37 protein-coding genes and 1 rRNA gene are annotated in these 22,347 nt (G+C 39.1%); 35 read left to right on the forward strand and 3 right to left on the reverse strand.

The annotated features are described in order from the left end of the window. Positions 1–3: 3 nt before the first annotated feature. From rpsC to AC1DEF_RS26350, 32 genes are all read left to right on the forward strand, one after another. Positions 4–660, forward strand: a complete 657-nt coding sequence (gene rpsC / locus AC1DEF_RS26195) for a 30S ribosomal protein S3 (protein WP_013054933.1) — start codon at positions 4–6, stop codon at positions 658–660. 2 nt (positions 661–662) lie between these two features. After that, positions 663–1,097 (forward strand): 50S ribosomal protein L16, encoded by a 435-nt coding sequence (rplP, locus tag AC1DEF_RS26200; RefSeq protein ID WP_013054934.1) that lies wholly within the window; start codon positions 663–665, stop codon positions 1,095–1,097. Continuing rightward, positions 1,087–1,287 carry a 50S ribosomal protein L29 gene (gene rpmC, locus AC1DEF_RS26205; RefSeq protein ID WP_013054935.1) on the forward strand — a complete coding sequence of 67 codons (201 nt, stop codon included), beginning with the start codon at positions 1,087–1,089 and terminating at the stop codon, positions 1,285–1,287. The genes rplP and rpmC overlap by 11 nt, the downstream gene beginning before the upstream one ends. A gap of 25 nt (positions 1,288–1,312) precedes the next feature. Continuing rightward, the gene (gene rpsQ / locus AC1DEF_RS26210) at positions 1,313–1,576 is read left to right on the forward strand and encodes a 30S ribosomal protein S17 (protein ID WP_013054936.1); all 264 of its coding nucleotides are present in this window, start codon (positions 1,313–1,315) and stop codon (positions 1,574–1,576) included. 51 nt (positions 1,577–1,627) lie between these two features. Further along, positions 1,628–1,996, forward strand: coding sequence for a 50S ribosomal protein L14 (gene rplN / locus AC1DEF_RS26215; RefSeq protein ID WP_013054937.1), 369 nt, complete (start codon positions 1,628–1,630; stop codon positions 1,994–1,996). 49 nt (positions 1,997–2,045) lie between these two features. Continuing rightward, entirely contained in the window at positions 2,046–2,357 is a 312-nt protein-coding gene (gene rplX, locus AC1DEF_RS26220; RefSeq protein ID WP_013054938.1) for a 50S ribosomal protein L24, read from the forward strand. A 31-nt stretch (positions 2,358–2,388) separates the two neighbouring features. Next, a complete protein-coding gene (gene rplE, locus AC1DEF_RS26225; protein WP_013054939.1) occupies positions 2,389–2,928 on the forward strand; it encodes a 50S ribosomal protein L5 in 540 nt (179 codons plus the stop codon). A 33-nt stretch (positions 2,929–2,961) separates the two neighbouring features. Then, positions 2,962–3,147, forward strand: a complete 186-nt coding sequence (locus tag AC1DEF_RS26230; protein WP_013054940.1) for a type Z 30S ribosomal protein S14 — start codon at positions 2,962–2,964, stop codon at positions 3,145–3,147. Between the two features lie 30 nt (positions 3,148–3,177). After that, positions 3,178–3,576: a 30S ribosomal protein S8 gene (gene rpsH, locus AC1DEF_RS26235; RefSeq protein WP_028410368.1), complete on the forward strand. Its 399-nt coding sequence runs from the start codon at positions 3,178–3,180 to the stop codon at positions 3,574–3,576. 30 nt (positions 3,577–3,606) lie between these two features. Beyond that, entirely contained in the window at positions 3,607–4,146 is a 540-nt protein-coding gene (gene rplF / locus AC1DEF_RS26240; protein WP_013054942.1) for a 50S ribosomal protein L6, read from the forward strand. Between the two features lie 32 nt (positions 4,147–4,178). Continuing rightward, positions 4,179–4,541, forward strand: coding sequence for a 50S ribosomal protein L18 (rplR, locus tag AC1DEF_RS26245; RefSeq protein WP_013054943.1), 363 nt, complete (start codon positions 4,179–4,181; stop codon positions 4,539–4,541). Between the two features lie 20 nt (positions 4,542–4,561). Beyond that, positions 4,562–5,062, forward strand: coding sequence for a 30S ribosomal protein S5 (rpsE, locus tag AC1DEF_RS26250; RefSeq protein WP_013054944.1), 501 nt, complete (start codon positions 4,562–4,564; stop codon positions 5,060–5,062). Positions 5,063–5,076: 14 nt separating this feature from the next. After that, positions 5,077–5,259 carry a 50S ribosomal protein L30 gene (gene rpmD / locus AC1DEF_RS26255; RefSeq protein WP_013054945.1) on the forward strand — a complete coding sequence of 61 codons (183 nt, stop codon included), beginning with the start codon at positions 5,077–5,079 and terminating at the stop codon, positions 5,257–5,259. A gap of 33 nt (positions 5,260–5,292) precedes the next feature. Then, positions 5,293–5,733, forward strand: coding sequence for a 50S ribosomal protein L15 (rplO, locus tag AC1DEF_RS26260; RefSeq protein WP_013054946.1), 441 nt, complete (start codon positions 5,293–5,295; stop codon positions 5,731–5,733). After that, positions 5,733–7,025, forward strand: coding sequence for a preprotein translocase subunit SecY (secY, locus tag AC1DEF_RS26265; RefSeq protein WP_013054947.1), 1,293 nt, complete (start codon positions 5,733–5,735; stop codon positions 7,023–7,025). Before rplO ends, secY begins: the two co-directional genes overlap by 1 nt. 66 nt (positions 7,026–7,091) lie before the next feature. Further along, complete coding sequence (locus AC1DEF_RS26270) at positions 7,092–7,745, forward strand: adenylate kinase (protein ID WP_013054948.1); 654 nt, start codon at positions 7,092–7,094, stop codon at positions 7,743–7,745. Beyond that, a complete protein-coding gene (gene map / locus AC1DEF_RS26275; RefSeq protein WP_043982709.1) occupies positions 7,742–8,488 on the forward strand; it encodes a type I methionyl aminopeptidase in 747 nt (248 codons plus the stop codon). Before AC1DEF_RS26270 ends, map begins: the two co-directional genes overlap by 4 nt. Positions 8,489–8,723: 235 nt before the next feature. Further along, a complete protein-coding gene (gene infA, locus AC1DEF_RS26280) occupies positions 8,724–8,942 on the forward strand; it encodes a translation initiation factor IF-1 (protein ID WP_010285101.1) in 219 nt (72 codons plus the stop codon). 37 nt (positions 8,943–8,979) lie between these two features. Next, a complete protein-coding gene (gene rpmJ / locus AC1DEF_RS26285) occupies positions 8,980–9,093 on the forward strand; it encodes a 50S ribosomal protein L36 (RefSeq protein WP_003156543.1) in 114 nt (37 codons plus the stop codon). Positions 9,094–9,117: 24 nt separating this feature from the next. Then, entirely contained in the window at positions 9,118–9,483 is a 366-nt protein-coding gene (gene rpsM / locus AC1DEF_RS26290) for a 30S ribosomal protein S13 (RefSeq protein ID WP_013054950.1), read from the forward strand. Positions 9,484–9,506: 23 nt separating this feature from the next. Then, positions 9,507–9,896 (forward strand): 30S ribosomal protein S11, encoded by a 390-nt coding sequence (gene rpsK, locus AC1DEF_RS26295; RefSeq protein ID WP_013054951.1) that lies wholly within the window; start codon positions 9,507–9,509, stop codon positions 9,894–9,896. A gap of 180 nt (positions 9,897–10,076) precedes the next feature. Next, the gene (locus AC1DEF_RS26300; protein WP_013054952.1) at positions 10,077–11,021 is read left to right on the forward strand and encodes a DNA-directed RNA polymerase subunit alpha; all 945 of its coding nucleotides are present in this window, start codon (positions 10,077–10,079) and stop codon (positions 11,019–11,021) included. Between the two features lie 44 nt (positions 11,022–11,065). Further along, complete coding sequence (gene rplQ / locus AC1DEF_RS26305) at positions 11,066–11,428, forward strand: 50S ribosomal protein L17 (protein ID WP_013054953.1); 363 nt, start codon at positions 11,066–11,068, stop codon at positions 11,426–11,428. A gap of 138 nt (positions 11,429–11,566) precedes the next feature. Beyond that, positions 11,567–12,406: an energy-coupling factor ABC transporter ATP-binding protein gene (locus AC1DEF_RS26310; protein WP_013054954.1), complete on the forward strand. Its 840-nt coding sequence runs from the start codon at positions 11,567–11,569 to the stop codon at positions 12,404–12,406. Then, positions 12,382–13,251, forward strand: a complete 870-nt coding sequence (locus AC1DEF_RS26315; protein ID WP_097825352.1) for an energy-coupling factor ABC transporter ATP-binding protein — start codon at positions 12,382–12,384, stop codon at positions 13,249–13,251. Before AC1DEF_RS26310 ends, AC1DEF_RS26315 begins: the two co-directional genes overlap by 25 nt. After that, positions 13,248–14,045 (forward strand): energy-coupling factor transporter transmembrane component T family protein, encoded by a 798-nt coding sequence (locus tag AC1DEF_RS26320; RefSeq protein ID WP_016762726.1) that lies wholly within the window; start codon positions 13,248–13,250, stop codon positions 14,043–14,045. The genes AC1DEF_RS26315 and AC1DEF_RS26320 overlap by 4 nt, the downstream gene beginning before the upstream one ends. Positions 14,046–14,063: 18 nt before the next feature. Continuing rightward, the gene (gene truA / locus AC1DEF_RS26325; protein WP_013054957.1) at positions 14,064–14,804 is read left to right on the forward strand and encodes a tRNA pseudouridine(38-40) synthase TruA; all 741 of its coding nucleotides are present in this window, start codon (positions 14,064–14,066) and stop codon (positions 14,802–14,804) included. A gap of 156 nt (positions 14,805–14,960) precedes the next feature. Continuing rightward, positions 14,961–15,398, forward strand: a complete 438-nt coding sequence (rplM, locus tag AC1DEF_RS26330; protein ID WP_013054958.1) for a 50S ribosomal protein L13 — start codon at positions 14,961–14,963, stop codon at positions 15,396–15,398. Positions 15,399–15,420: 22 nt separating this feature from the next. Next, on the forward strand, positions 15,421–15,813 hold the full coding sequence (rpsI, locus tag AC1DEF_RS26335) for a 30S ribosomal protein S9 (RefSeq protein WP_013054959.1): 393 nt from the start codon (positions 15,421–15,423) through the stop codon (positions 15,811–15,813). A 108-nt stretch (positions 15,814–15,921) separates the two neighbouring features. Next, positions 15,922–16,347 carry a DUF2521 family protein gene (locus AC1DEF_RS26340; protein WP_013081382.1) on the forward strand — a complete coding sequence of 142 codons (426 nt, stop codon included), beginning with the start codon at positions 15,922–15,924 and terminating at the stop codon, positions 16,345–16,347. Between the two features lie 70 nt (positions 16,348–16,417). Further along, positions 16,418–17,125: an N-acetylmuramoyl-L-alanine amidase CwlD gene (gene cwlD, locus AC1DEF_RS26345; protein ID WP_097825351.1), complete on the forward strand. Its 708-nt coding sequence runs from the start codon at positions 16,418–16,420 to the stop codon at positions 17,123–17,125. Between the two features lie 90 nt (positions 17,126–17,215). Further along, a complete protein-coding gene (locus AC1DEF_RS26350) occupies positions 17,216–18,289 on the forward strand; it encodes an Mrp/NBP35 family ATP-binding protein (protein WP_097825350.1) in 1,074 nt (357 codons plus the stop codon). 38 nt (positions 18,290–18,327) lie between these two features. Here the strand turns inward: AC1DEF_RS26350 and AC1DEF_RS26355 are convergent, their stop codons facing one another. Beyond that, positions 18,328–19,236 (reverse strand): LysR family transcriptional regulator, encoded by a 909-nt coding sequence (locus tag AC1DEF_RS26355; RefSeq protein ID WP_097825349.1) that lies wholly within the window; start codon positions 19,234–19,236, stop codon positions 18,328–18,330. Between the two features lie 187 nt (positions 19,237–19,423). After that, positions 19,424–20,053 (reverse strand): spore germination lipoprotein GerD, encoded by a 630-nt coding sequence (gerD, locus tag AC1DEF_RS26360; protein WP_013054964.1) that lies wholly within the window; start codon positions 20,051–20,053, stop codon positions 19,424–19,426. A 145-nt stretch (positions 20,054–20,198) separates the two neighbouring features. On the opposite strand from gerD, the gene AC1DEF_RS26365 reads away from it, so the two are divergent. Further along, on the forward strand, positions 20,199–20,819 hold the full coding sequence (locus AC1DEF_RS26365) for a KinB-signaling pathway activation protein (protein WP_043982702.1): 621 nt from the start codon (positions 20,199–20,201) through the stop codon (positions 20,817–20,819). A 44-nt stretch (positions 20,820–20,863) separates the two neighbouring features. On the opposite strand, the gene pdaB is transcribed toward AC1DEF_RS26365, so the two are convergent. Beyond that, positions 20,864–21,628, reverse strand: a complete 765-nt coding sequence (gene pdaB / locus AC1DEF_RS26370) for a polysaccharide deacetylase family sporulation protein PdaB (RefSeq protein ID WP_057242643.1) — start codon at positions 21,626–21,628, stop codon at positions 20,864–20,866. Between the two features lie 112 nt (positions 21,629–21,740). Between pdaB and AC1DEF_RS26375 the strand changes: the two genes are divergently transcribed. After that, on the forward strand, positions 21,741–21,968 hold the full coding sequence (locus AC1DEF_RS26375) for a hypothetical protein (RefSeq protein ID WP_427076954.1): 228 nt from the start codon (positions 21,741–21,743) through the stop codon (positions 21,966–21,968). 251 nt (positions 21,969–22,219) lie between these two features. Continuing rightward, positions 22,220–22,347, forward strand: a 16S ribosomal RNA gene (locus AC1DEF_RS26380); the annotation flags it as partial.

Genomic DNA, 22,347 nt, shown 5'->3' on the forward strand with positions numbered 1-22,347 from the left:
TTCATGGGTCAAAAGGTAAATCCGGTCGGTCTTCGCGTCGGTGTCATCCGTGATTGGGAATCAAGATGGTTCGCTGGCAAAGACTACGCTGACTTATTACATGAAGACTTAAAAGTACGTGAATATATCGCTAAACGTTTAAACGATGCAGCTGTTTCTAAAGTTGAAATCGAACGCGCTGCTAACCGCTTAAACGTAACGATCCACACTGCAAAACCTGGTATGGTAATTGGTAAAGGTGGTACTGAAGTAGAATCACTTCGTAAAGCTCTTAACCAATTAACAGGCAAGCGTGTACACATTAACATCCTTGAAATTAAACGAGCAGATTTAGATGCTAAACTAGTAGCTGAAAACATCGCTCGCCAACTTGAGAACCGTGTATCATTCCGTCGTGCTCAAAAGCAAGCTATCCAACGTAGCATGCGTGCTGGCGCACAAGGTATCAAAACAATGGTATCTGGTCGTTTAGGCGGAGCTGATATTGCTCGTTCTGAATATTACAGTGAAGGTACAGTTCCACTTCATACACTTCGCGCTGATATTGACTATGCTCACGCTGAAGCAGATACTACTTATGGTAAACTTGGTGTGAAAGTATGGATCTATCGTGGAGAGGTTCTTCCTACTAAAAAGAAAACTGAGGAAGGAGGAAAATAATTATGTTATTACCAAAACGCGTTAAATATCGTCGCGAACACCGTGGAAAAATGCGTGGACGCGCTAAAGGTGGTACGGAAGTACATTTCGGTGAATTCGGTTTACAAGCTACTGAAGCTTCTTGGATTACAAACCGTCAAATCGAAGCTGCTCGTATCGCAATGACTCGTTACATGAAACGTGGCGGTAAAGTATGGATTAAAATTTTCCCTTCTAAACCTTATACTGCTAAGCCTCTAGAAGTCCGAATGGGTTCTGGTAAAGGTGCTCCTGAAGGTTGGGTAGCAGTTGTTAAACCTGGAAAAGTAATGTTTGAAATTTCAGGTGTATCTGAAGAGGTTGCACGTGAAGCTTTACGTTTAGCTGCACACAAGCTACCTGTAAAATGTAAGTTTGTAAAACGTGAAGAAATTGGTGGTGATTCTAATGAAAGCTAATGAAATTCGTGACCTTACCACTGCTGAAATTGAACAAAAAGTTAAGGCTTTAAAAGAAGAGTTGTTTAACCTTCGTTTCCAATTAGCGACTGGACAATTAGAGAATACTACTCGTATTCGCGAAGTGCGCAAATCGATCGCTCGTATGAAAACTGTAGTTCGTGAAAGAGAGATTGCTGCTAATAAATAATTAAGTCTGAGAGGAGGCTTTCAGAATGAGTGAACGCAACCAACGTAAAGTTTACACTGGCCGCGTAGTTTCTGACAAAATGGATAAGACTGTTACTGTTCTTGTTGAAACTTACAAAAAGCATTCGCTTTATGGCAAGCGTGTAAAATACTCAAAGAAATTCAAAGCTCACGATGAAAACAATACAGCTCAACTAGGCGATATCGTGAAGATCATGGAAACTCGTCCGTTATCAGCTACTAAACGTTTCCGTCTAGTAGAAGTTGTAGAAAAAGCTGTTATCATCTAATAGTTAAGATAGATCGGATAAGAATGATTCATCCGAAGGGAGGTTTCGTACATGATTCAACAAGAATCTCGTTTAAAAGTTGCAGACAACTCTGGTGCACGTGAGGTACTTACTATTAAAGTACTTGGTGGTTCAGGTCGTAAGACAGCAAACATTGGTGATGTTATCGTTTGTACGGTGAAACAAGCAACACCAGGAGGCGTTGTTAAAAAAGGTGACGTTGTTAAAGCTGTTGTTGTACGTACAAAAAGTGGTGTTCGCCGTACTGACGGTTCTTACATCCGTTTCGACGAAAATGCTTGCGTAATCATCCGTGACGACAAAGGACCACGTGGTACTCGTATCTTCGGACCAGTTGCTCGTGAATTACGTGATAACAACTTCATGAAGATCGTATCATTAGCTCCAGAAGTTATCTAATTGATATATAGAACAAATACAAAATGCCTTTTAAGGAGGTGCGAATAGGATGCATGTTAAAAAGGGCGACAAAGTAGTGGTTATCTCTGGTAAAGACAAAGGTAAGCAAGGTGAAGTACTTGCAGCTTTCCCAAAGAAAGACCGTGTACTTGTTGAAGGTGTGAACGTTGTGAAAAAACACTCTAAACCTTCTCAAGTAAATCCACAAGGTGGAATCGTTAGCCAAGAGGCACCTATCCACGTATCAAACGTAATGCCGTTGGATCCTAAATCTGGTGAGCCAACTCGTGTTGGGTACCAAGTTATCGATGGCAAAAAGGTACGTGTAGCAAAAAAATCTGGTGAAACTTTAGATAAATAATTAATGAAATGTGAAGGGAGGTTTAGTTCACATGAACCGTCTTAAAGAGAAATTTACAAAAGAGATTACTCCTGCTCTAGTTAGCAAGTTTAATTATGAATCTGTAATGCAAGTGCCAAAAATCGACAAGATCGTAATCAACATGGGTATCGGTGATGCTGTTTCTAACTCAAAAGCTTTAGATAACGCTGTTGAAGAACTAGCTGAAATCACTGGTCAAAAACCTGTTGTAACTCGTGCGAAAAAATCTATCGCTGGTTTCCGTCTTCGTGAAGGTATGCCAATCGGTGCGAAAGTTACTTTACGCGGCGAGCGTATGTACGAATTCTTCGATAAACTAGTATCAGTATCACTTCCACGTGTGCGTGATTTCCGTGGTGTATCTAAAAAAGCATTTGATGGTCGTGGAAACTACACGTTAGGTGTTAAAGAACAATTGATCTTCCCAGAGATCGATTATGATAAAGTAACTAAAGTTCGTGGTATGGATATCGTTATTGTTACAACAGCAAACACTGATGAAGAAGCTCGTGAGCTTTTAACTCAGTTCGGTATGCCATTCCAGAAGTAATAACTGCCAACGTTAAGCAGAGGAGGCGAAAATGTGGCTAAAAAATCAATGATTGCGAAGCAAAAACGCCAGCAAAAATTCCAAGTACAAGAGTATACACGTTGCGAACGTTGTGGACGTCCACACTCAGTACTACGTAAATTCAAGCTTTGCCGTATTTGTTTCCGTGAGCTTGCTTATAAAGGTCAAATTCCTGGTGTTAAAAAAGCTAGTTGGTAAAACCCAAGTTTGGGAAGGAGGTAAATTAATATGGTAATGACTGATCCTATTGCAGATTTACTAACTCGTATCCGCAATGCGAACATGGTTCGTCATGAGAAAATTGAAGTTCCTGCTTCTAACATTAAGAAGCAAATTGCAGAAATCCTTAAGCGTGAGGGTTTCGTACGTGATGTAGAATACATCGAAGACAACAAACAAGGTATTATCCGTATCTTCTTAAAATACGGTTCAAATAACGAACGTGTAATTACAGGCTTAAAACGTATCAGTAAACCTGGTCTACGTGTTTATGCGAAAAATAACGAAGTACCACGTGTACTTAACGGTTTAGGTATCGCAATCGTTTCTACTTCTCAAGGTGTTTTAACTGACAAAGAAGCTCGTCAAAAGCAAGCTGGTGGAGAAGTATTAGCGTACGTTTGGTAATAAGTTTTAAATGTGAATGGAGGTGTAACTATGTCACGTGTTGGTAAAAAGCCTTTAGAACTTCCAGCAGGTGTTACAGTTACGAACGAGAGCAACACTGTAACTGTAAAAGGACCAAAGGGTGAATTAACTCGTACATTCCACCCTGAAATCGAAATTAAAGTTGAAGACAACGTATTAGTTGTTAATCGTCCTAGTGACAATAAAGAGCACCGCGCTCTTCACGGAACTACTCGTAGCCTTTTAGGTAACATGGTTGAAGGTGTTACTAAAGGATTCGAACGTGGTTTAGAATTAGTCGGTGTAGGTTACCGTGCACAAAAATCTGGTAGCAAATTAGTATTGAGCGTTGGATACTCTCACCCAGTTGAGATTACTCCTGAAACAGGAATCGAAATCGAAGTTCCTTCTCAAACTAAGATCGTTATTAAAGGTATTGATAAAGAACGCGTAGGTGCATTAGCTGCAAATATTCGTGACGTTCGTCCACCAGAGCCTTACAAAGGTAAAGGTATTCGTTACGAAGGCGAATATGTACGTCGTAAAGAAGGTAAAACTGCTAAGAAGTAATGCCGGTTAGGTAAAAGAAAGGAGTGCCCGAAATGATCACGAAGCTTGATAAAAACAAAGTTCGTAAAAAAAGACATGCTCGTGTTCGTGCGAAGTTATCTGGAACTGCAACTCGTCCGCGTTTAAACGTGTTCCGTTCTAATCAACATATTTACGCACAAGTTATCGACGATTTAAATTCAGTAACAATCGCAAGTGCTTCAACGTTAGATAAAGACCTGACTTTAGAAAGCACTGGTAACACTGAAGCTGCTATCAAAGTTGGCGAATTAGTCGCTAAACGCGCAGTAGAAAAAGGTGTAAACGAAGTAGTATTCGACCGTGGCGGTTATTTATATCATGGCCGTGTTAAAGCATTAGCTGACGCTGCTCGTGAAGCTGGATTACAATTCTAATTGTAAAAGGAGGGAAAATCATGCGTCGTATTGATCCAAATAAATTAGAGCTTGAAGAACGTGTTGTTACCGTTAACCGCGTAGCTAAAGTTGTGAAAGGTGGACGTCGTTTCCGCTTCGCTGCATTAGTTGTAGTTGGTGACAAAAACGGTCACGTTGGATTCGGTACTGGTAAAGCACAAGAGGTACCAGATGCAATCCGTAAAGCAATTGAAGATGCGAAGAAAAACTTAATTACTGTACCTATGGTTGGTACAACTATTCCACACGAAATCCTTGGACAATTTGGTGCAGGTCAAATTTTCTTAAAACCTGCTTCTGAAGGTACAGGAGTTATCGCTGGTGGCCCAGTTCGTGCGGTACTAGAATTGGGTGGAGTAAGTGATATTCTATCTAAATCTTTAGGTTCAAACACTCCAATCAACATGGTACGTGCAACTCTTAACGGTTTAGCTAACCTAAAACGTGCTGAAGATGTTGCAAAACTACGTGGCAAGACTGTAGAAGAACTGTTAGGATAAGGGAGGGATATGGAATGGCAAACAAACTAGCAATTACCCTTACTCGTAGCGTAATTGGTCGTCCAGAAGATCAACGTGTAACTGTTCGTACACTTGGCCTACGTAAGTTAAATCAAACTGTCGTTCAAGACGATAATCCTGCAATTCGCGGAATGATTAACAAAGTAGCTCACCTTGTTACAGTAAAAGAGCAATAAGTATAAATTGTCACTCTAAGGAGGTGCTCCGGAATGAAACTTCATGAATTGAAACCAGCTGAAGGTTCACGTAAAGTACGTAACCGTGTAGGTCGTGGTACTGGTTCAGGTAACGGAAAGACTTCAGGTAAAGGTCACAAAGGGCAAAACGCTCGCTCTGGCGGTGGCGTAAGACCTGGCTTCGAAGGTGGTCAAACTCCTTTATTCCGTCGTCTTCCAAAACGTGGGTTCACTAATATCAATCGCAAAGAATACGCGATCGTTAATTTAGAAGCTCTTAACCGTTTTGAAGATGGAACTGAAGTAACACCAGAATTATTAATCGAAACTGGTTTAGTAAGCAAAGCAAAAGCTGGCGTTAAAGTACTAGGAAACGGTACATTAAACTCTAAGCTAACTGTTAAAGCTGCTAAATTCTCTTCAACTGCTAAAGAAGCTATCGAAGCTGCTGGCGGTACAGTTGAGGTGATCTAATGTTTCAAACAATCTCCAATTTAATGCGCGTGCGTGAAATAAGACAAAAAATCTTTTTCACTTTGTTAATGTTAATTGTCTTCCGAATTGGTACATTTATTCCTGTACCAAGTGTTAATACGGATGTACTAAAATTGCAAGATGGGTTAAATGTATTCGGGGTTCTGAATACATTTGGCGGCGGCGCGTTAAAAAACTTCTCCATTCTTGCTATGGGCATTATGCCTTATATTACAGCATCCATCATCGTCCAATTATTGCAGATGGATGTTGTACCTAAGTTTACAGAATGGTCAAAGCAGGGAGATGTTGGGCGCCGTAAATTAGCTCAAGTAACTCGTTATGGAACAATTGTGCTTGGATTTATCCAGGCTTTAGGTATGTCTATAGGATTCAACAATATTTCGGGCGGACAATTGATCGCTAATCCAGGAATTTCTACGTATCTTCTAATTGCTACAGTGTTAACGGCAGGTACTGCCTTCTTAATGTGGTTAGGAGAGCAGATTACTGCAAAAGGCGTAGGTAACGGTATTTCCATCATTATCTTTGCTGGGATTGCAGCTGGTATTCCGACAACATTAAATCAAATTTATGCACAGCAATTTGAAGACGTTGGGGATCAATTATTCATTCGTATCGTAACGGTAGTTTTAATTGCGATTGCAGTTTTAGCTATTATTGTTGGGGTTATTTACTTCCAACAAGCGCTACGAAAAATTCCTATTCAATATGCAAAGGGTTCAGCTGGTCGTAATCCTGTTGGAGGTCAATCCACTCATTTACCGTTAAAAGTAAATGCAGCTGGGGTTATTCCTGTTATCTTTGCAGTTTCATTTATTATCACACCACCAACAATTGCATCATTTTTCGGTCCAAATGATGTAACGACGTGGATTCAGAATACATTTGACTATACTAAGCCAATTGGTATGATAGTGTATGTAGCGTTAATCATTGCTTTTTGTTACTTCTATACATTTGTTCAAGTTAACCCTGAACAAGTAGCAGAGAACTTGAAAAAGCAAGGTGGCTACATCCCAGGAATCCGTCCTGGTAAAAGCACACAAGCTTATTTAACGAAAGTGTTATATCGTCTGACATTAATCGGTTCGATATTCCTTGCGTTAATTGCTGTGTTGCCGGTTCTGTTCATCAAAATTGCAAACTTACCATCATCTGCTCAGATCGGCGGTACTAGTTTGTTAATTGTTGTCGGTGTAGCTCTTGAGACAATGAAACAGCTTGAGAGTCAATTAGTGAAACGCCATTATAAGGGATTTATTAAGTAAAGCTGTTTAGTGGGAAGCAAGCTGCTTTCCCATTAAACGGATAAGATACTGAGGGGGAAGCAAGAAATGAATTTAGTGTTAATGGGCCTTCCTGGTGCTGGGAAAGGTACTCAAGCAGAAAAAATCGTTGAGCATTACGATATCCCTCATATCTCAACAGGAGATATGTTCCGAGCTGCAATTAAAGAAGGAACGCAACTAGGTTTAAAAGCTAAATCATTTATGGACCAAGGTAACCTTGTTCCTGATGAAGTAACAATTGGAATTGTGCGCGAGCGTTTAAACAAACAAGATTGTGAAAACGGCTTTTTACTTGATGGCTTCCCAAGAACAGTAGCCCAAGCAGAAGCTCTTGAAACAATTACAAAAGAACTAAACAAGCAAATTGATTATGTGATTAATATTGATGTAGATCAAAGCATTTTAATGGAGCGTCTTACTGGACGCCGCATTTGTAAAGATTGCGGAGCTACTTACCACTTAGTATTCAATCCTCCTGCGAAAGAAGGAGTTTGTGACAAATGTGGCGGAGAGCTTTACCAACGTGCAGATGACAATGCTGAGACGGTTTCAACTAGACTTTCAGTTAATGTTAAACAATCTCAACCTCTACTTGATTTCTATCAAGAAAAAGGTTATCTACGCAATATTAATGGTAATCAAGATATTAACATTGTGTTTGAGGATGTTCGTCAATTACTTGCTGGGGTTAAGCAATGATCATTTGCAAGACACCAGAGGAAATTGAGGTCATGCGTGAAGCTGGACGAATCGTGGCTTTAACCCATCTAGAGTTAAAAAAGCATATCGCTCCAGGTATTACGACTATAGAATTGGATGCAATTGCTGAAAATTTTATTCGTCAACATGATGCAATTCCGTCTTTTAAAGGGTATAATGGTTTTCGCGGCAGTGTATGTGCTTCTGTGAATGAAGAATTAGTTCATGGTATTCCGGGTGAACGCAAGCTTAATGAAGGAGATATCATCAGTTTAGACATCGGAGCTAAATTCGGTGGCTATCACGGTGATTCAGCTTGGACATATGGAGTAGGAAAGATTTCATTAGAAAATCAAGAGCTGCTTAATGTGACTGAGCAATCTCTCTACAAGGGATTAGCAGAAGCTAAGCCGGGTGAGCGTTTGTCGAATATTTCACATGCTATTCAACAGTACGCAGAATCACGTAACTTTTCGATTGTAAGAGAATATGTTGGCCATGGGGTCGGCAAAGACTTACATGAAGATCCGCAAGTACCTCATTATGGTCCACCGAATAAAGGACCGCGTCTACGTCCAGGCATGGTATTGGCAGTTGAGCCAATGGTGAATGCTGGTATGCGATATGTAAAAACATTACCTGATAACTGGACAGTTGTCACAGTAGATGGTAAAATGTGTGCGCACTTCGAACATACTATTGCAATTACTGAGACGGGATATGAAATTCTGACAGCATTGTAATGTTAAAGGATGTTATCTCTATCCATTCCTCGCTAGATGCACTGGACAGTAAACAGTAATTATCTAAATTCACGATGATCGTTTTTCGTCTGAATTGCTGTTAAAATGGTAAAGATGTATATTAGCGTCAATCATCTTGAATTTAATGATTACGATCTCCGGATGTTCAGAACAGGTTCTTTTTAAGTCGTTTAATGATAGCTTGTTACTGTTTCAAAGAAAGGAGAGCACTTTAATGGCAAAAGACGATGTAATTGAAGTTGAAGGTACAGTTGCTGAAACTTTACCTAACGCTATGTTCAAGGTAGAATTAGAAAATGGTCATACAGTACTTGCTCACGTATCAGGAAAAATTCGCATGCATTTCATTCGAATCTTACCTGGTGATAAAGTAACTGTAGAATTGTCACCATACGATTTAACTCGCGGTAGAATTACGTACCGTTTCAAATAAAACCTATGCACTCCGTACTATCAAGGAGGTATGAAACATGAAAGTCAGACCATCAGTTAAACCAATCTGCGAAAAATGTAAAGTTATCCGTAGAAAAGGTAAAGTAATGGTAATTTGTGAAAACCCTAAGCATAAACAAAAACAAGGTTAATCAATAAGGAGGTGCACTATTCATATGGCACGTATTGCTGGTGTTGATATTCCTCGTGACAAGCGTGTAGTAATTTCATTAACATACATTTTCGGTATTGGTCGTCCAACTGCTGAAAAAGTTCTAGCTGAAGCTGGAGTTTCTGAAGATACTCGCGTTCGTGACTTAACAGAAGAAGAATTAGGTAAAATTCGTGATATTTTAGATAGCTATAAAGTAGAAGGCGATCTTCGTCGTGAAGTTTCTTTAAACATCAAACGTTTAATTGAGATTGGTTCATACCGTGGTATCCGCCACCGTCGTAGTTTACCAGTTCGTGGTCAAAACAGTAAAAACAATGCTCGTACACGTAAAGGCCCACGCCGTACTGTAGCGAACAAGAAGAAATAATTAGTAAGGGAGGTCATTAACAGATGGCACGTAAAACTAATACACGTAAACGTCGCGTGAAAAAGAATATTGAAGCTGGTGTAGCTCATATTCGCTCAACGTTTAACAACACTATTGTAACAATTACAGATGTTCACGGTAATGCGATTGCTTGGTCTAGTGCAGGCGCACTTGGCTTCAGAGGTTCTCGTAAATCTACTCCATTTGCTGCGCAAATGGCTGCTGAAACTGCTGCTAAAGTTTCTATGGATAACGGAATGAAAACTCTTGAAGTTACAGTTAAAGGCCCTGGTGCTGGTCGTGAAGCAGCTATCCGTGCTCTTCAAGCTGCAGGTTTAGAAGTAACAGCTATTAAAGATGTTACTCCTGTACCTCACAACGGATGCCGCCCACCAAAACGTCGTCGTGTATAATTAATATGTATAGATTCTATTTCGTTGTCTATAATGATGATGGTGTAGAATTTATTCATGCAACGAAATGTTTTCCATTTGTTGTGCACATTCGGGAACTGTCTAATAGGGAATTTCGGTTAGGCATTTGAGAAATCAGCCGTCTAGCCGAGGTTTCGACGTTTTGAAGGAGGGTTTATATTGATAGAGATTGAAAAGCCAAAAATCGAAACGGTAGAAATCAGCGATGATAGAAAGTACGGTAAATTCGTCGTCGAACCACTTGAGCGTGGATATGGTACTACTTTGGGTAACTCCTTACGTCGTATCCTATTATCCTCACTCCCTGGTGCAGCTGTAACATCTATTCAAATTGAAGGTGTATTACATGAATTTTCAACAGTTCCTGGAGTTGTTGAAGATGTAACAAACATCATTTTAAACGTTAAAAAGTTAGCGTTAAAGATTTACTCTGATGAAGAGAAAACACTTGAGATCGATGTTAAAGGTCCTGGTACAGTAACGGCTGCTGACATTCAAGCAGACAGCGATATCGAAGTTCTAAATCCGGATCTTCATATTGCAACACTTGAGTCAGATGCTCATTTCCGTATGAGACTTACTGCTCGCACAGGTCGAGGTTATAATCCTGCCGATGCTAACAAGCGTGAAGACCAACCAATTGGTGTACTTCCAATTGATTCAATCTATACGCCTGTTACTCGCGTATCGTATTATGTAGAGAATACTCGTGTTGGTCAAATGACAAATTACGATAAGTTAACGTTGGATGTTTGGACTGACGGTAGCATCGAGCCAGAAAAAGCTGTTGCTTTAGGTGCAAAGATTCTAACTGAACACTTAAATATCTTCGTTAACTTAACAGATGAAGCTCAAAAAGCAGAGATTATGGTAGAAAAAGAAGAAGACCAGAAAGAAAAAGTTCTAGAGATGACGATCGAGGAACTGGATTTATCTGTTCGTTCTTACAACTGCTTAAAACGAGCAGGCATCAATACTGTACAAGAGCTTGCTAATAAAACAGAAGAAGATATGATGAAAGTTCGTAACTTAGGCCGTAAATCTTTAGAAGAAGTTAAAGCTAAACTTGAAGAATTAGGTTTGGGTCTACGTAAGGACGACTGATTATATCTACCTGTTTAACTACTTAACAAAGGAGGGGACCTCACATGTCTTACCGTAAATTAGGTCGTACAAGCGCACAACGCAAGGCGCTTCTTCGTGATTTAACAACTGATTTAATCATCAGTGAACGCATTGAGACAACTGAAGCTCGTGCAAAAGAATTACGTTCAACTGTTGAAAAAATGATTACTTTAGGTAAACGTGGAGATCTACACGCTCGTCGTCAAGCTGCATCTTACATCCGTAATGAAGTAGCTAACGAAGAAGCTGGTCAAAGCGCTTTACAAAAACTATTCAGCGATATTGCTACTCGCTACGAAGATCGCCAAGGCGGTTACACTCGTATCTTAAAAGTTGGACCTCGCCGTGGTGACGGTGCTCCAATGGTTATCATTGAATTAGTTTAATATTTTTAATACAGATAGAAAAGGGCGAGACAGTGTGTAACTAGTCGTTGCCCTTTTTTTATACCTAAAACTGGGTAAATAGCGTAAAAAATCAATGTAGGCAATGCTGCAATAGAAAAAGCTGAGAGGAAGATAGCGTTGAAAGAAATGTCTTTAGAGGTAAAAGATTTATGCTTTCGATATGATCCTGAAGCAGACCTAACATTAGATCACCTTTCTCTCTCTGCTTATAAAGGTGAATGGTTAGCGATAGCTGGACATAATGGATCTGGTAAGTCGACGCTGGCACGAATTCTAAACGGCCTTTTGCTACCTGAAAAAGGAACGGTTCGAGTGGGCGATACTCTTTTATCTGAAGAAACAATATGGGATGTGCGCAAGCAGATTGGAATGGTGTTTCAAAATCCAGATAATCAATTTGTTGGCTCAACCGTTCAAGACGATATTGCTTTTGGGCTTGAAAACAACGGGATTCCATTTGAGATTATGGAAAAACGTATACCTGAAGCAATCGAAATGGTCAATATGAGTGCTTTTCTGGATCAAGAGCCTCATCAGCTATCAGGTGGACAAAAACAGCGTGTGGCCATTGCGGGTATAATTGCCGTACAGCCATCTGTCATCATTCTAGATGAAGCAACATCTATGTTAGATCCTATTGGGCGAACTGAAGTACTTGAAACTGTTAGAAAATTAAAAGAAGAAAAACAACTGACGGTTATTTCAATTACTCACGATTTAGATGAAGTAGCAATGGCTGACAGAGTCGTTGTGATGAACAAAGGGAAGATCTATGCAACAGGTACTCCACGCGAAGTATTTGCATTAGGTTCCAAGTTAACGGATATTGGACTAGACTTGCCGTTTTCCGTTAAACTAAGCCATCGTTTTGCTTCCGTAGGAATTCCTTTATCAAAAATTCATTTAACAGATGAGGACTTGGTGGACGAACTATGGACATTATATTCAAAGAAGTAGAGCACCGTTATCAAGTTAATACACCATTTGAACGAATTGCTCTACATGACTTAAATTTAAACATTCAATCAGGTACATTTTTGGCTGTTATTGGCCATACTGGTTCTGGGAAATCAACAATCATACAGCATCTGAATGCCTTATTGAAGCCAACTGCTGGTGAAATTCAAATCGGTGAGCGCACCATTAAAGCCAATCGAAAAGAAAAGAATTTAAAAGCTATTCGTCAGCAAGTAGGCGTGGTGTTTCAATTTCCAGAACATCAGCTTTTTGAAGAAACGGTGGAAAAAGATATAGCTTTTGGACCAATGAATTATGGCGTTTCGGAAAAAGAAGCAAAGCAAAAAGCAAGAGAGCTTATCAAGTTAGTAGGGTTGCCAGAAGACATTCTCGCCAGATCTCCTTTTGATTTGAGTGGTGGACAAATGCGTCGTGTAGCGATAGCAGGTATTCTAGCGATGAATCCTAATGTGCTAATTTTAGATGAGCCAACTGCTGGATTGGACCCTAGAGGGCGTCAAGAAATTATGAATATGATTTATCGTCTTCATAAAGAAAAAGGCTTGACGACGATTCTCGTGACTCACAGCATGGAAGATGCAGCTATGTACGCAGATGAGCTAATTGTGATGAATAAGGGAACGATTGCGATGAAAGGGTCACCTAGAGAAGTATTTGGTCAGCATACGCAGTTAAAAGAATATGGATTGGATGTTCCAGAATCGCTTCGCTTTATGCTGAAGCTGCAAGAGAAATTTCAGCTTGAAGCATCGGATACGGTTATTACCTTTTCTGAGGTGGTAGAGAAAGTGCAGCACCTTATGCAGCAAGGTGAACGATTATGATGAACTCAATCATTATTGGTAAGTATGTGCCGGGGCATTCGGTTGTCCATCGAATGGATCCTCGGGCCAAGCTGCTTCTCGTATTTGCGTATGTATTAATTGTGTTTTTAGCAAATAACCCTATTGGCTATGCTTTTTTAGGTGTGTATACCCTTATGATAGTGGCCATGAGTAAAGTGCCCGTCTCGTTTATTTTAAGAGGGTTAAAGCCCGTTATGTTTATTATTATCATCACGTTTCTTTTGCATATTTTTATGACAAAGGAAGGTCCTCTTTTGTTTGAATGGGGATGGTTTTCTGTCTATAAAGGCGGCCTTATTCAAGGTGTTTTAATTTCCTTGCGCTTCTTGTTCTTAATTTTAATTACGACGATGCTAACTTTAACGACTACGCCTATTGAAGTAACAGATGGAATGGAAAGCTTGCTGAATCCATTTAAAAAGCTTAAGCTTCCCGTACACGAATTAGCTTTAATGATGTCCATTTCTCTTCGCTTTATTCCTACATTGATGGAAGAGACAGATAAAATTATTAAAGCGCAGACAGCACGAGGAGTGGACTTTAGCAGCGGCCCCGTTACGGATCGTTTGAAAGCTGTTGTTCCTTTACTTGTTCCTCTATTTATAGGTTCATTTAAGCGTGCTGAAGAGCTAGCTATTGCCATGGAGGCAAGGGGTTATAAAGGCGGAGAAGGGCGTACAAAGTATCGTCAATTGAAATGGGGAAGCATAGATACAATTATGCTTTTACTTCTGCTGGCAGTAGCAGTTGTTTTAGTGCTGATTAGAACGTAAAGATTGTTTGGTGAAAAGATGAAACGTTTAAAATGTATAGTTGCATACGACGGCACACACTTTTCAGGTTATCAAGTTCAGCCCAATAAGCGAACTGTTCAACTGGAGATTGAAGCCGTTTTAGAGAAAATGCATAACAAAAAAGTTCCGATTTACGCCTCTGGACGAACGGACACAAATGTTCATGCACAGGGGCAAGTCATTCATTTTGATACAAACCTAAATATTCCATGTGATAAGTGGAAAAAAGCATTGAATTCAATGCTACCAGATGATATTGTAATGAAGAATGTATGTGAAGTTGATGCACATTTTCACGCCCGGTATGACGTTACTTCAAAAGAGTATCGCTATCATATTTTGCGCGGCGAAGATCGAAATCCTTTCACTCGTTCTTATGCATACCATTACCCTTATCCATTAGACTACTCAAAAATGAAAAAAGCCATCACATATTTACTCGGTACACACGACTTTACAAGCTTTTGTTCAGCGAGAACAGAAGTGGAAGATAAGATTCGTACGATTTACAAGATTGATATGTATGAAGAGAATAGTCAGCTTGTGTTTAGATTCGTTGGAAGTGGCTTTCTGTATAATATGGTTCGTATTCTTGTTGGAACGCTTTTAGAAGTGGGACAAGGCCGTATTGAACCAGATGCTATAAAAGATATTCTAGAAAGCAAATCACGTCCTCGTGCAGGGAAAACTGCGCCTTCGCAAGGACTATATTTATGGCGCGTTTTCTATGACAACTAAACCTGGTGTAACATTTTCTTGACATTAGTAGCTTAAAGATATAATATATCATATGGTATGTATTTTAACCCCACGGTTAGCCCCGGAAATTAATCGTGTTGAAATAGAAGGTTGAAATAATTTTATAATTGATGATGAAAATTAGGAGGGAAACTCATGCGTACAACTTTCATGGCGAAAGCAAACGAAGTAGAGCGTAAATGGTATGTTGTCGATGCTGAAGGTAAAACTTTAGGTCGTTTAGCAAGTGAAGTAGCATCAATCTTACGCGGTAAACATAAACCAACTTTTACACCACATGTTGATACTGGTGATCACGTGATCCTTATCAATGCGTCAAAAATCGAACTAACAGGTAAGAAATTAACTGATAAAATTTATTACCGTCACAGCATGCACCCAGGTGGTTTGAAACAACGTACAGCATTAGAAATGCGTACTAACTACTCTGAGAAAATGCTTGAATTAGGAATCAAAGGCATGCTTCCAAAAGGTAGCCTAGGCCGTCAAATGTTCAAAAAATTACATGTGTATGCTGGTGAAACACATCCACATGAAGCACAAAAACCAGAAGTTTACGAACTTCGCGGATAATTAATAAGAGGAGGTTATTATCTTGGCACAGGTACAATATTACGGAACTGGTCGTCGTAAAAGCTCTGTTGCTCGTGTACGTTTAGTACCAGGTAACGGTCGCGTAACAATCAACGGTCGTGAAATCGAAGAATACATTCCATTTGCTGCACTACGTGAAGTAGTAAAACAACCACTTGCTTTAACTGAAACTGTAGGTAACTATGACGTATTTGTAAACGTTAATGGTGGAGGTTATGCAGGTCAAGCTGGCGCTATTCGTCACGGAATCTCTCGTGCTTTATTAGAAGCAGACCCTGAATACCGTGGAACATTAAAACGTGCTGGTCTATTAACTCGTGACGCTCGTGCGAAAGAACGTAAAAAATACGGTCTTAAAGGCGCTCGTCGTGCACCACAATTCTCAAAACGTTAATTTTATATTACGTTTCAAGCCTTGGTCTTTGGACCAAGGCTTTTTTTATTTGTTGTTTGCGTATGAGACGAAGGCTTGTGCAGACAATATGTAAAAAAGGGAGGCGTTATGGTGAACGAGGTTACATATTTAAAAGAAAAACGTTATGAAAAAGAAATGAAATATGAACGCAAAGTCCTAAGAGAACTGTCGTTTGATTTGCTTCAAGAGAGGCTGCGCCGTTATTTTCATCCCATGTTTCAGTGGAATATGCTAGGAGACGAACATGTGGAGGAGTACTGTCTTGATATTGCCATCGAATCATTTTTATTAGGTGCCCGGGTGAGTAAACGTGGTAAAGGCTACGAAGACTTTCAGAAGCACAGTAAGCAAGAAGAGTCTCTTTTAATTGATACATTGTACGGAGCCGTCAGCATGTCTGTAACAGATCTTTATCAAGACGGTCTGTATTATTTGTGTCAAGGATATGTGCAAGACTGGTGGAAAGAAGGTTATCGTACTGCAGAAAAAAGACGTCGGTTACGTTTGCATTAAAAAGTACTCATAATTCCCGTTCTTGTCCCATATAGAAATAAATAGGTGAGGCAAGAAGGGAAGGGATAAAATGTCTAAAGTAAAAATAATGAGCACAATTATAGCGCTTCTCGTTCTTTTTGTCATTGTACAATATCAGATAGATCATAGAACATCATCCGGTTCGCTTTCACTCCCTCTTAGCGGGAAAGTTATTGTACTAGATCCTGGACATGGCGGTGTTGATGGAGGAGCCGTAGGAGAGGATGAAGTGCTTGAAAAAGAAATAACTCTTAAAATTTCGTTGATGCTTCGGGACTATCTGCAAGAGCAAGGAGCACTTGTTATTATGACGAGAGAAAAAGACGAAGACCTAGCGGCCAAAGACACAAGAGGATACAGTCGCAGAAAAGTAGAGGACTTAAAAAATCGCTTAACGATGATTAATAAATCCAATGCTGATTTGTACTTAAGTATTCACTTGAATGCTATTCCATCCTCTGCATGGAGAGGGGCTCAAACTTTCTATTACGGGTCCCTAAAAGAAAACGAGCAAGTGGCTAAACTCATTCAACAAGAGCTAAGAAATAATCTGGATAATACGAGTCGTGAAGCAAAAGCTATTCAAACTCTTTACCTTCTTAAGCATTCTAAGCCACCAGGTGCTTTGGTTGAAGTAGGATTCTTATCAAATCCTACAGAACGTAAAATGCTTCAATCGAAACGCTATCAAAAAAAGTTAGCTGAATCCGTTTATGAAGGAGTCAGCCGGTATTTTACTGGAGAAAAGCCGAAATAAAAAGCATAGCATCCTTCTATTCAGAAAAATCTAATATGTATGATATACTTGATAGTATAAATAAATAGATTTTAACATGGTGGTGGGAGTATGCTAACGGAAAAGCAAGTAAAAGAAGTAGTAGGGGAAATTACAGATCCATTTTTAAATAAAAAACTATCAGAAACAGATGCGATTAAAGAAATAACAATTAAATCTGAAAAACAGCATATAAGCCTGAAGATTGCTGTTGCAAAAACAGGTACTAGTGAACAGCTGAGCCTTCAAGGCACAATTGTAGAAGAATTAAAAAAAGCAGGTGTACAGTCGGTTGGACTTCGATTTGTTGAGTTTACGCCTGAAGAACTTCAGCAGTACCGCGCTGAGCAACCGAATACTGGCAACTTACTAACTAGTCCGAATGCACCTGAATTTATTGCTATTGCCAGCGGTAAAGGAGGCGTTGGTAAATCAACAGTTTCTGTTAACTTGGCCGTTTCTCTAGCTCGTTTAGGAAAGAAAGTTGGTTTAATTGATGCTGACATTTATGGATTCAGCGTTCCAGATATGATGGGAATCACACAGCGTCCTGTAGTAGAAGGTGAAAAGATTATCCCAGTTGACCGTTTCGGAGTAAAAGTTATTTCCATGGGCTTCTTTGTAGAAGATAATTCACCTGTTATCTGGCGAGGACCTATGCTTGGAAAAATGTTGACAAGCTTTTTTACAGAAGTTGAATGGGGAGAATTAGATTATCTTCTACTAGACTTACCTCCCGGAACAGGTGATGTCGCATTAGACGTTCACTCTATGCTTCCTGCTTGTAAAGAAGTGATTATTACAACACCACATCCTACAGCGGCATTTGTTGCAGCTAGAGCGGGTGCTATGGCTTTGAAAACCGACCATGAGGTAATTGGAGTTGTAGAAAATATGGCCTACTTTGAAAGCCAGCTAACAGGGGAAAAAGAGTACGTATTTGGTAAAGGCGGAGGTCCAAAACTCGCTGAGGAACTTCAGACAGAGCTGTTAGGACAGCTTCCGTTAAGTCAGCCTGACTGGAATGAAGAAGATTTTGCACCTTCCATTTACGATGAATCGCATCGTTTAGGTGAAATATATGGAGAGATTGCAAGCAAGATTGCATTTATTTGCGAAAATGAAAAAGCAGCAACAGGAAAATAACGAAAAGCACGCGCTCGAACAGCGCGTGCTTTTTGCTATTATACAGAGAGTTCAATCTGCGCCTTTTTTAAATCAAATGCAAGGTTTTGTTTTAAGAGAGCTAAAAATGTTTTTCCGGCTGTACTTACGGTGTGAGACTGGTGCTTTAAAATGCCGATTGCAGGCCCCTCATGCAAGTCATGAATCGTTTTAACCACCACTTGATCTGGCGGAAGAGTTGCGCTTATTTGTGGAACAACGGCTACTCCTAAGTTTTCTTTTACAAAATGCTGAAGTGTGCTAATAGTGCCTAACTGGACTTTAGCAGGCAGTTGGCCTGTTCGTTCAAAGATTAGCTGCTCAATTTTCTTTTGAACGGAAGAGTGCCCAGCTGTAATCAGCGTTTCGTGTATTAAATCTTTTGCAAAGATTGTTTTTCTTTTTGTTAGAGCATGATTGAATGGTAGTAGCAGCACAAGTTTTTCCGTTAGTAGTGCCTCAAATTCTATATCTCTGAACGATTCTGAGACAGTGCCAATCGCGAAATCAATTTCTTGATTGCGTATATGTTGATGAAGATGCTTTTCGTCTGCAACGAGTAAGCTAATTTCTGTGTTGGGATATCTTTTTTTAAATAATGAGAGAATGGAAGGCAGTCGACTGCTTGCTGTAGGCTCTGGAGCACCTATACGGATAGTGCCAGCTTCGCCTGTTGAATAATCCTTTAAGGTGTTATTTAGATATTCATATTCCTTTAGTAAAATATTTGCCCGCTCGTAAAAGATTTTACCTGCTTCAGTAAGTTTTATGCTTTTTCCTCGTTCTAAAAGCTTAAATCCTAGTTCGGATTCTAACTTTTGAATGTGCAGTGTAATGGTAGGCTGAGAGTACTTTAAATATTCAGCGGCTAATTGAAAGCTTCCTAAACGAACAATGGTTTGAAACGTTTTAATAACGCGAAATTCCATCGAATTCCCTCCTTTTGCTATAAAACGATTGTGTTAATTGCTAATATTTTACCATAAAGCTAAGAATTAAAGTTTACAATTCCAATAAAAATACTAAGTATTAAAAAATATAAAGAAGTTATTTAGGTTTTTTAATAAAAATAAATGACATAATTAAATACGCACCTCATATGAGATGCGTATTTAATCACTGCTGTTGCTGTTCTCCGCCTGAATCAGATCCAGAGGAAGAAGAACCACCATCGTCGCTGCTTTGTTTTTGTCCACCTTGTGTTTCTTCAGCGGCTTTCAAAAGAATGTCTTGAATTTTAGATTGATAAAGAGGGCTATCAAACGTTTCAGTCATAATCTTTTGTAAATAAGTGCGATACTCTTTACTCTTTAAAACAGTCAGTACTTCTTTTTCCATAGCCGGATCCTTTAAAACATCTTGAAGCATTCCTTGATATTCAGGATCTTTCATCAGTTGTTTGATGACCGTCTTATTTTCTTTTTCCAAACTTTTAGCAAAGCTTTCAGCAAACTTCGGATCATCCATGGCTTTTTTCCAAAATTCCACGCCTTTATCTGAGACTAGGGTTTGAGAAATTGTATCTTTTATCGCGTTTTGATCCATTAAAATATCTTGTCTAACAGAAGGGTCTTTCATAATTGCCTCGACTGCTTTTTTTCCTTCATCTGTTTTTAAAATATCAACAACCATTTTCTTTGTTTGATCATAATCCATACCATTGTTCTCTTCATCTTGCGGTGCACAGGCTGTAGCTAAAAGCATACACATTCCTATATAAATGAGGAGCATGAGTCGCTTTTTCATAGTAATGAGCTCCTTTCCTAATATGCTTACGCTTAATATGAGATAATCAAGGTTTTTTATTCATAAAAGAGCTCTAGATTTTTCAAAACGTGATTGGTACAATTTATGAAAAGGTACAATTTTGTAACTTATGGGGGAGATGGAAGTGAATAGTCGAAATTGGGTTCGTCTATTTCTAACCACGTTAGCTGTCGGGGGGATAAGTACAGCTTTTGTTGGGTTTGCGGTGCGCTGGGGGGAATACGGTCACTTATTTCAACAAGGAAAGATAGGAGAAATTGTTGCTGTTTTAACATGGCTCGTAGGCGTAGGGTTTATTTTTAGTTTAATTAGTCAAATGGGGTTTTTTGCATATTTAACTATTCACCGATTTGGATTGGGAATTTTTAAATCTGCATCACTTTGGAAATCGGTTCAAATTGTATTTGTTTTATTTGTATTATTTGACGTTGCTTATTTTCGATATAAGTTCTTTCAACAACCGGGAGAAGGCATAGGCAAGTATATTTTGTTAAGCGTTTTCTTGTTAGCGGTAGGGTTGTTAGTGGCGTATGCAAAGAAAAAGCAGACGAATAAAGAGGCTTTTGTACCAGCGCTGTTTTTTATGATTGTTGTAACGACAATTGAATGGTTCCCTGCGCTGCGAACGAACGAAGAAAGCTGGCTTTACCTTATGGTGTTTCCACTTCTAATTTGTAATATGTATCAACTTCTTATTTTGCCGAAACTTCTTACGCACGAAAGAATAGCAAAAGCAGACAAATAGTATATTTGTCTGCTTTTGCTTTCCATATACAGTGCGAATAGATCTTAGCGGATATCTTTTACTTGGGTTTTTGAATTTGAAATTAATGTTGAAACACTTACGTTTGAGACTTTTTTATTTTGTAATGAATTCTTGATATATGGAATAGCCTTTGCTGTTTGTTGAGCGGAGTCAGACGCGTGCAGCAAGATAATATCTCCCCCGTCTAAAGGCTTTGTAACATTCGATACAATCTTTTCAACTCCTGGATTTGTCCAGTCTTTAGAGTCGATGCTCCAGTGCACGGTTGTATATCCTATATCCGCTGTTAATTTTAAGATGTCTTTATTAAATTGCCCGTTAGGAGGCCGAAGAAGGTGAACATCTTTAAGTCCTAGGGAATCAAAGACTTTCTTTGATTTTGCAAGATCTTGTCTAATTTCATTAGGTTTTAGGCTTGTATAGGAAGTATAGTCATAGCCCATTGTGCCAATTTCGTGGCCTTCTTTTTTTATGCGCTCTACAACATCTGGATGACGTTCAGCCCATGAAGCAGATAAAAAGAAAGTAGCATGTTCAATATGCTGTTTTTTCAGTTCATTTAGAATAGGAATAGCTCTTTCGTCTCCCCAGCTGATGTTAAATGTAAGAGCGACTTCGGGATTTTTATCATCCGCCTTATAAACAGCTCGTGGACCGTTATCTGTTGAAAAAACAGGAAAGTGAAACGTCTGTTGAGCATAAAGAAAAAAGCTTGTAAAAAAAGCAGCAACTACGATAAGCATTGTTTGTTTGATTCTTTTGGCTCGAATAGTATAAAACATATTCATTTTGTCACCTCATTTAATAAGTAGTACTTGTCTAATTTGTATGCGTTTTGTCTACAATTAATAACAGGTAAGGAAAAGAACGACTGATTTTATTTTGATGTTTTGAGAATCAATGTCGCAAAAAGCAGGTGAATCAATGAAAATTTGTTTATTTAATCAAGTGGAGTGTTTAGAGTTAGAAGCACTACTCAGAGAAGAAATGAAAAGAACAAACGTTGCTTTTCAACAAAGTTTGAATCATGTAGTTCTTGAACGAAACATTCAAGAGAAGTACCAAATCCTTTCAAAGATCTTGCTAAGGTTCAGTGAAAACAGGGAAGTAAATAAGGTTTTTTGGTAAAACGAAAAAAACTTTTTAAAAAGTGTTGACTTTATATAGTACAGATGTTAAATTATTAAATGTCGCTGATGAGTGATTGGAAAACAATCGCAATTCATCAGAAATAAAATATTAAAAAGTTGTTGACAAATGAAAGACAACTTGTTAATATAAAAAAGTCGCTCAAGAGCGACGGTTGAACTTTGAAAACTGAACAAAGCGACAAACGTCAACGTTAAATTTTATTTTTAAAATTGAGCAAGTCAAACATTTCTTCGGAGAGTTTGATCCTGGCTCAGGATGAACGCTGGCGGCGTGCCTAATACATGCAAGTCGAGCGAACTGATTAGAAGCTTGCTTCTATGACGTTAGCGGCGGACGGGTGAGTAACACGTGGGCA

This window comes from Priestia sp. 10L35 (assembly GCF_056395685.1).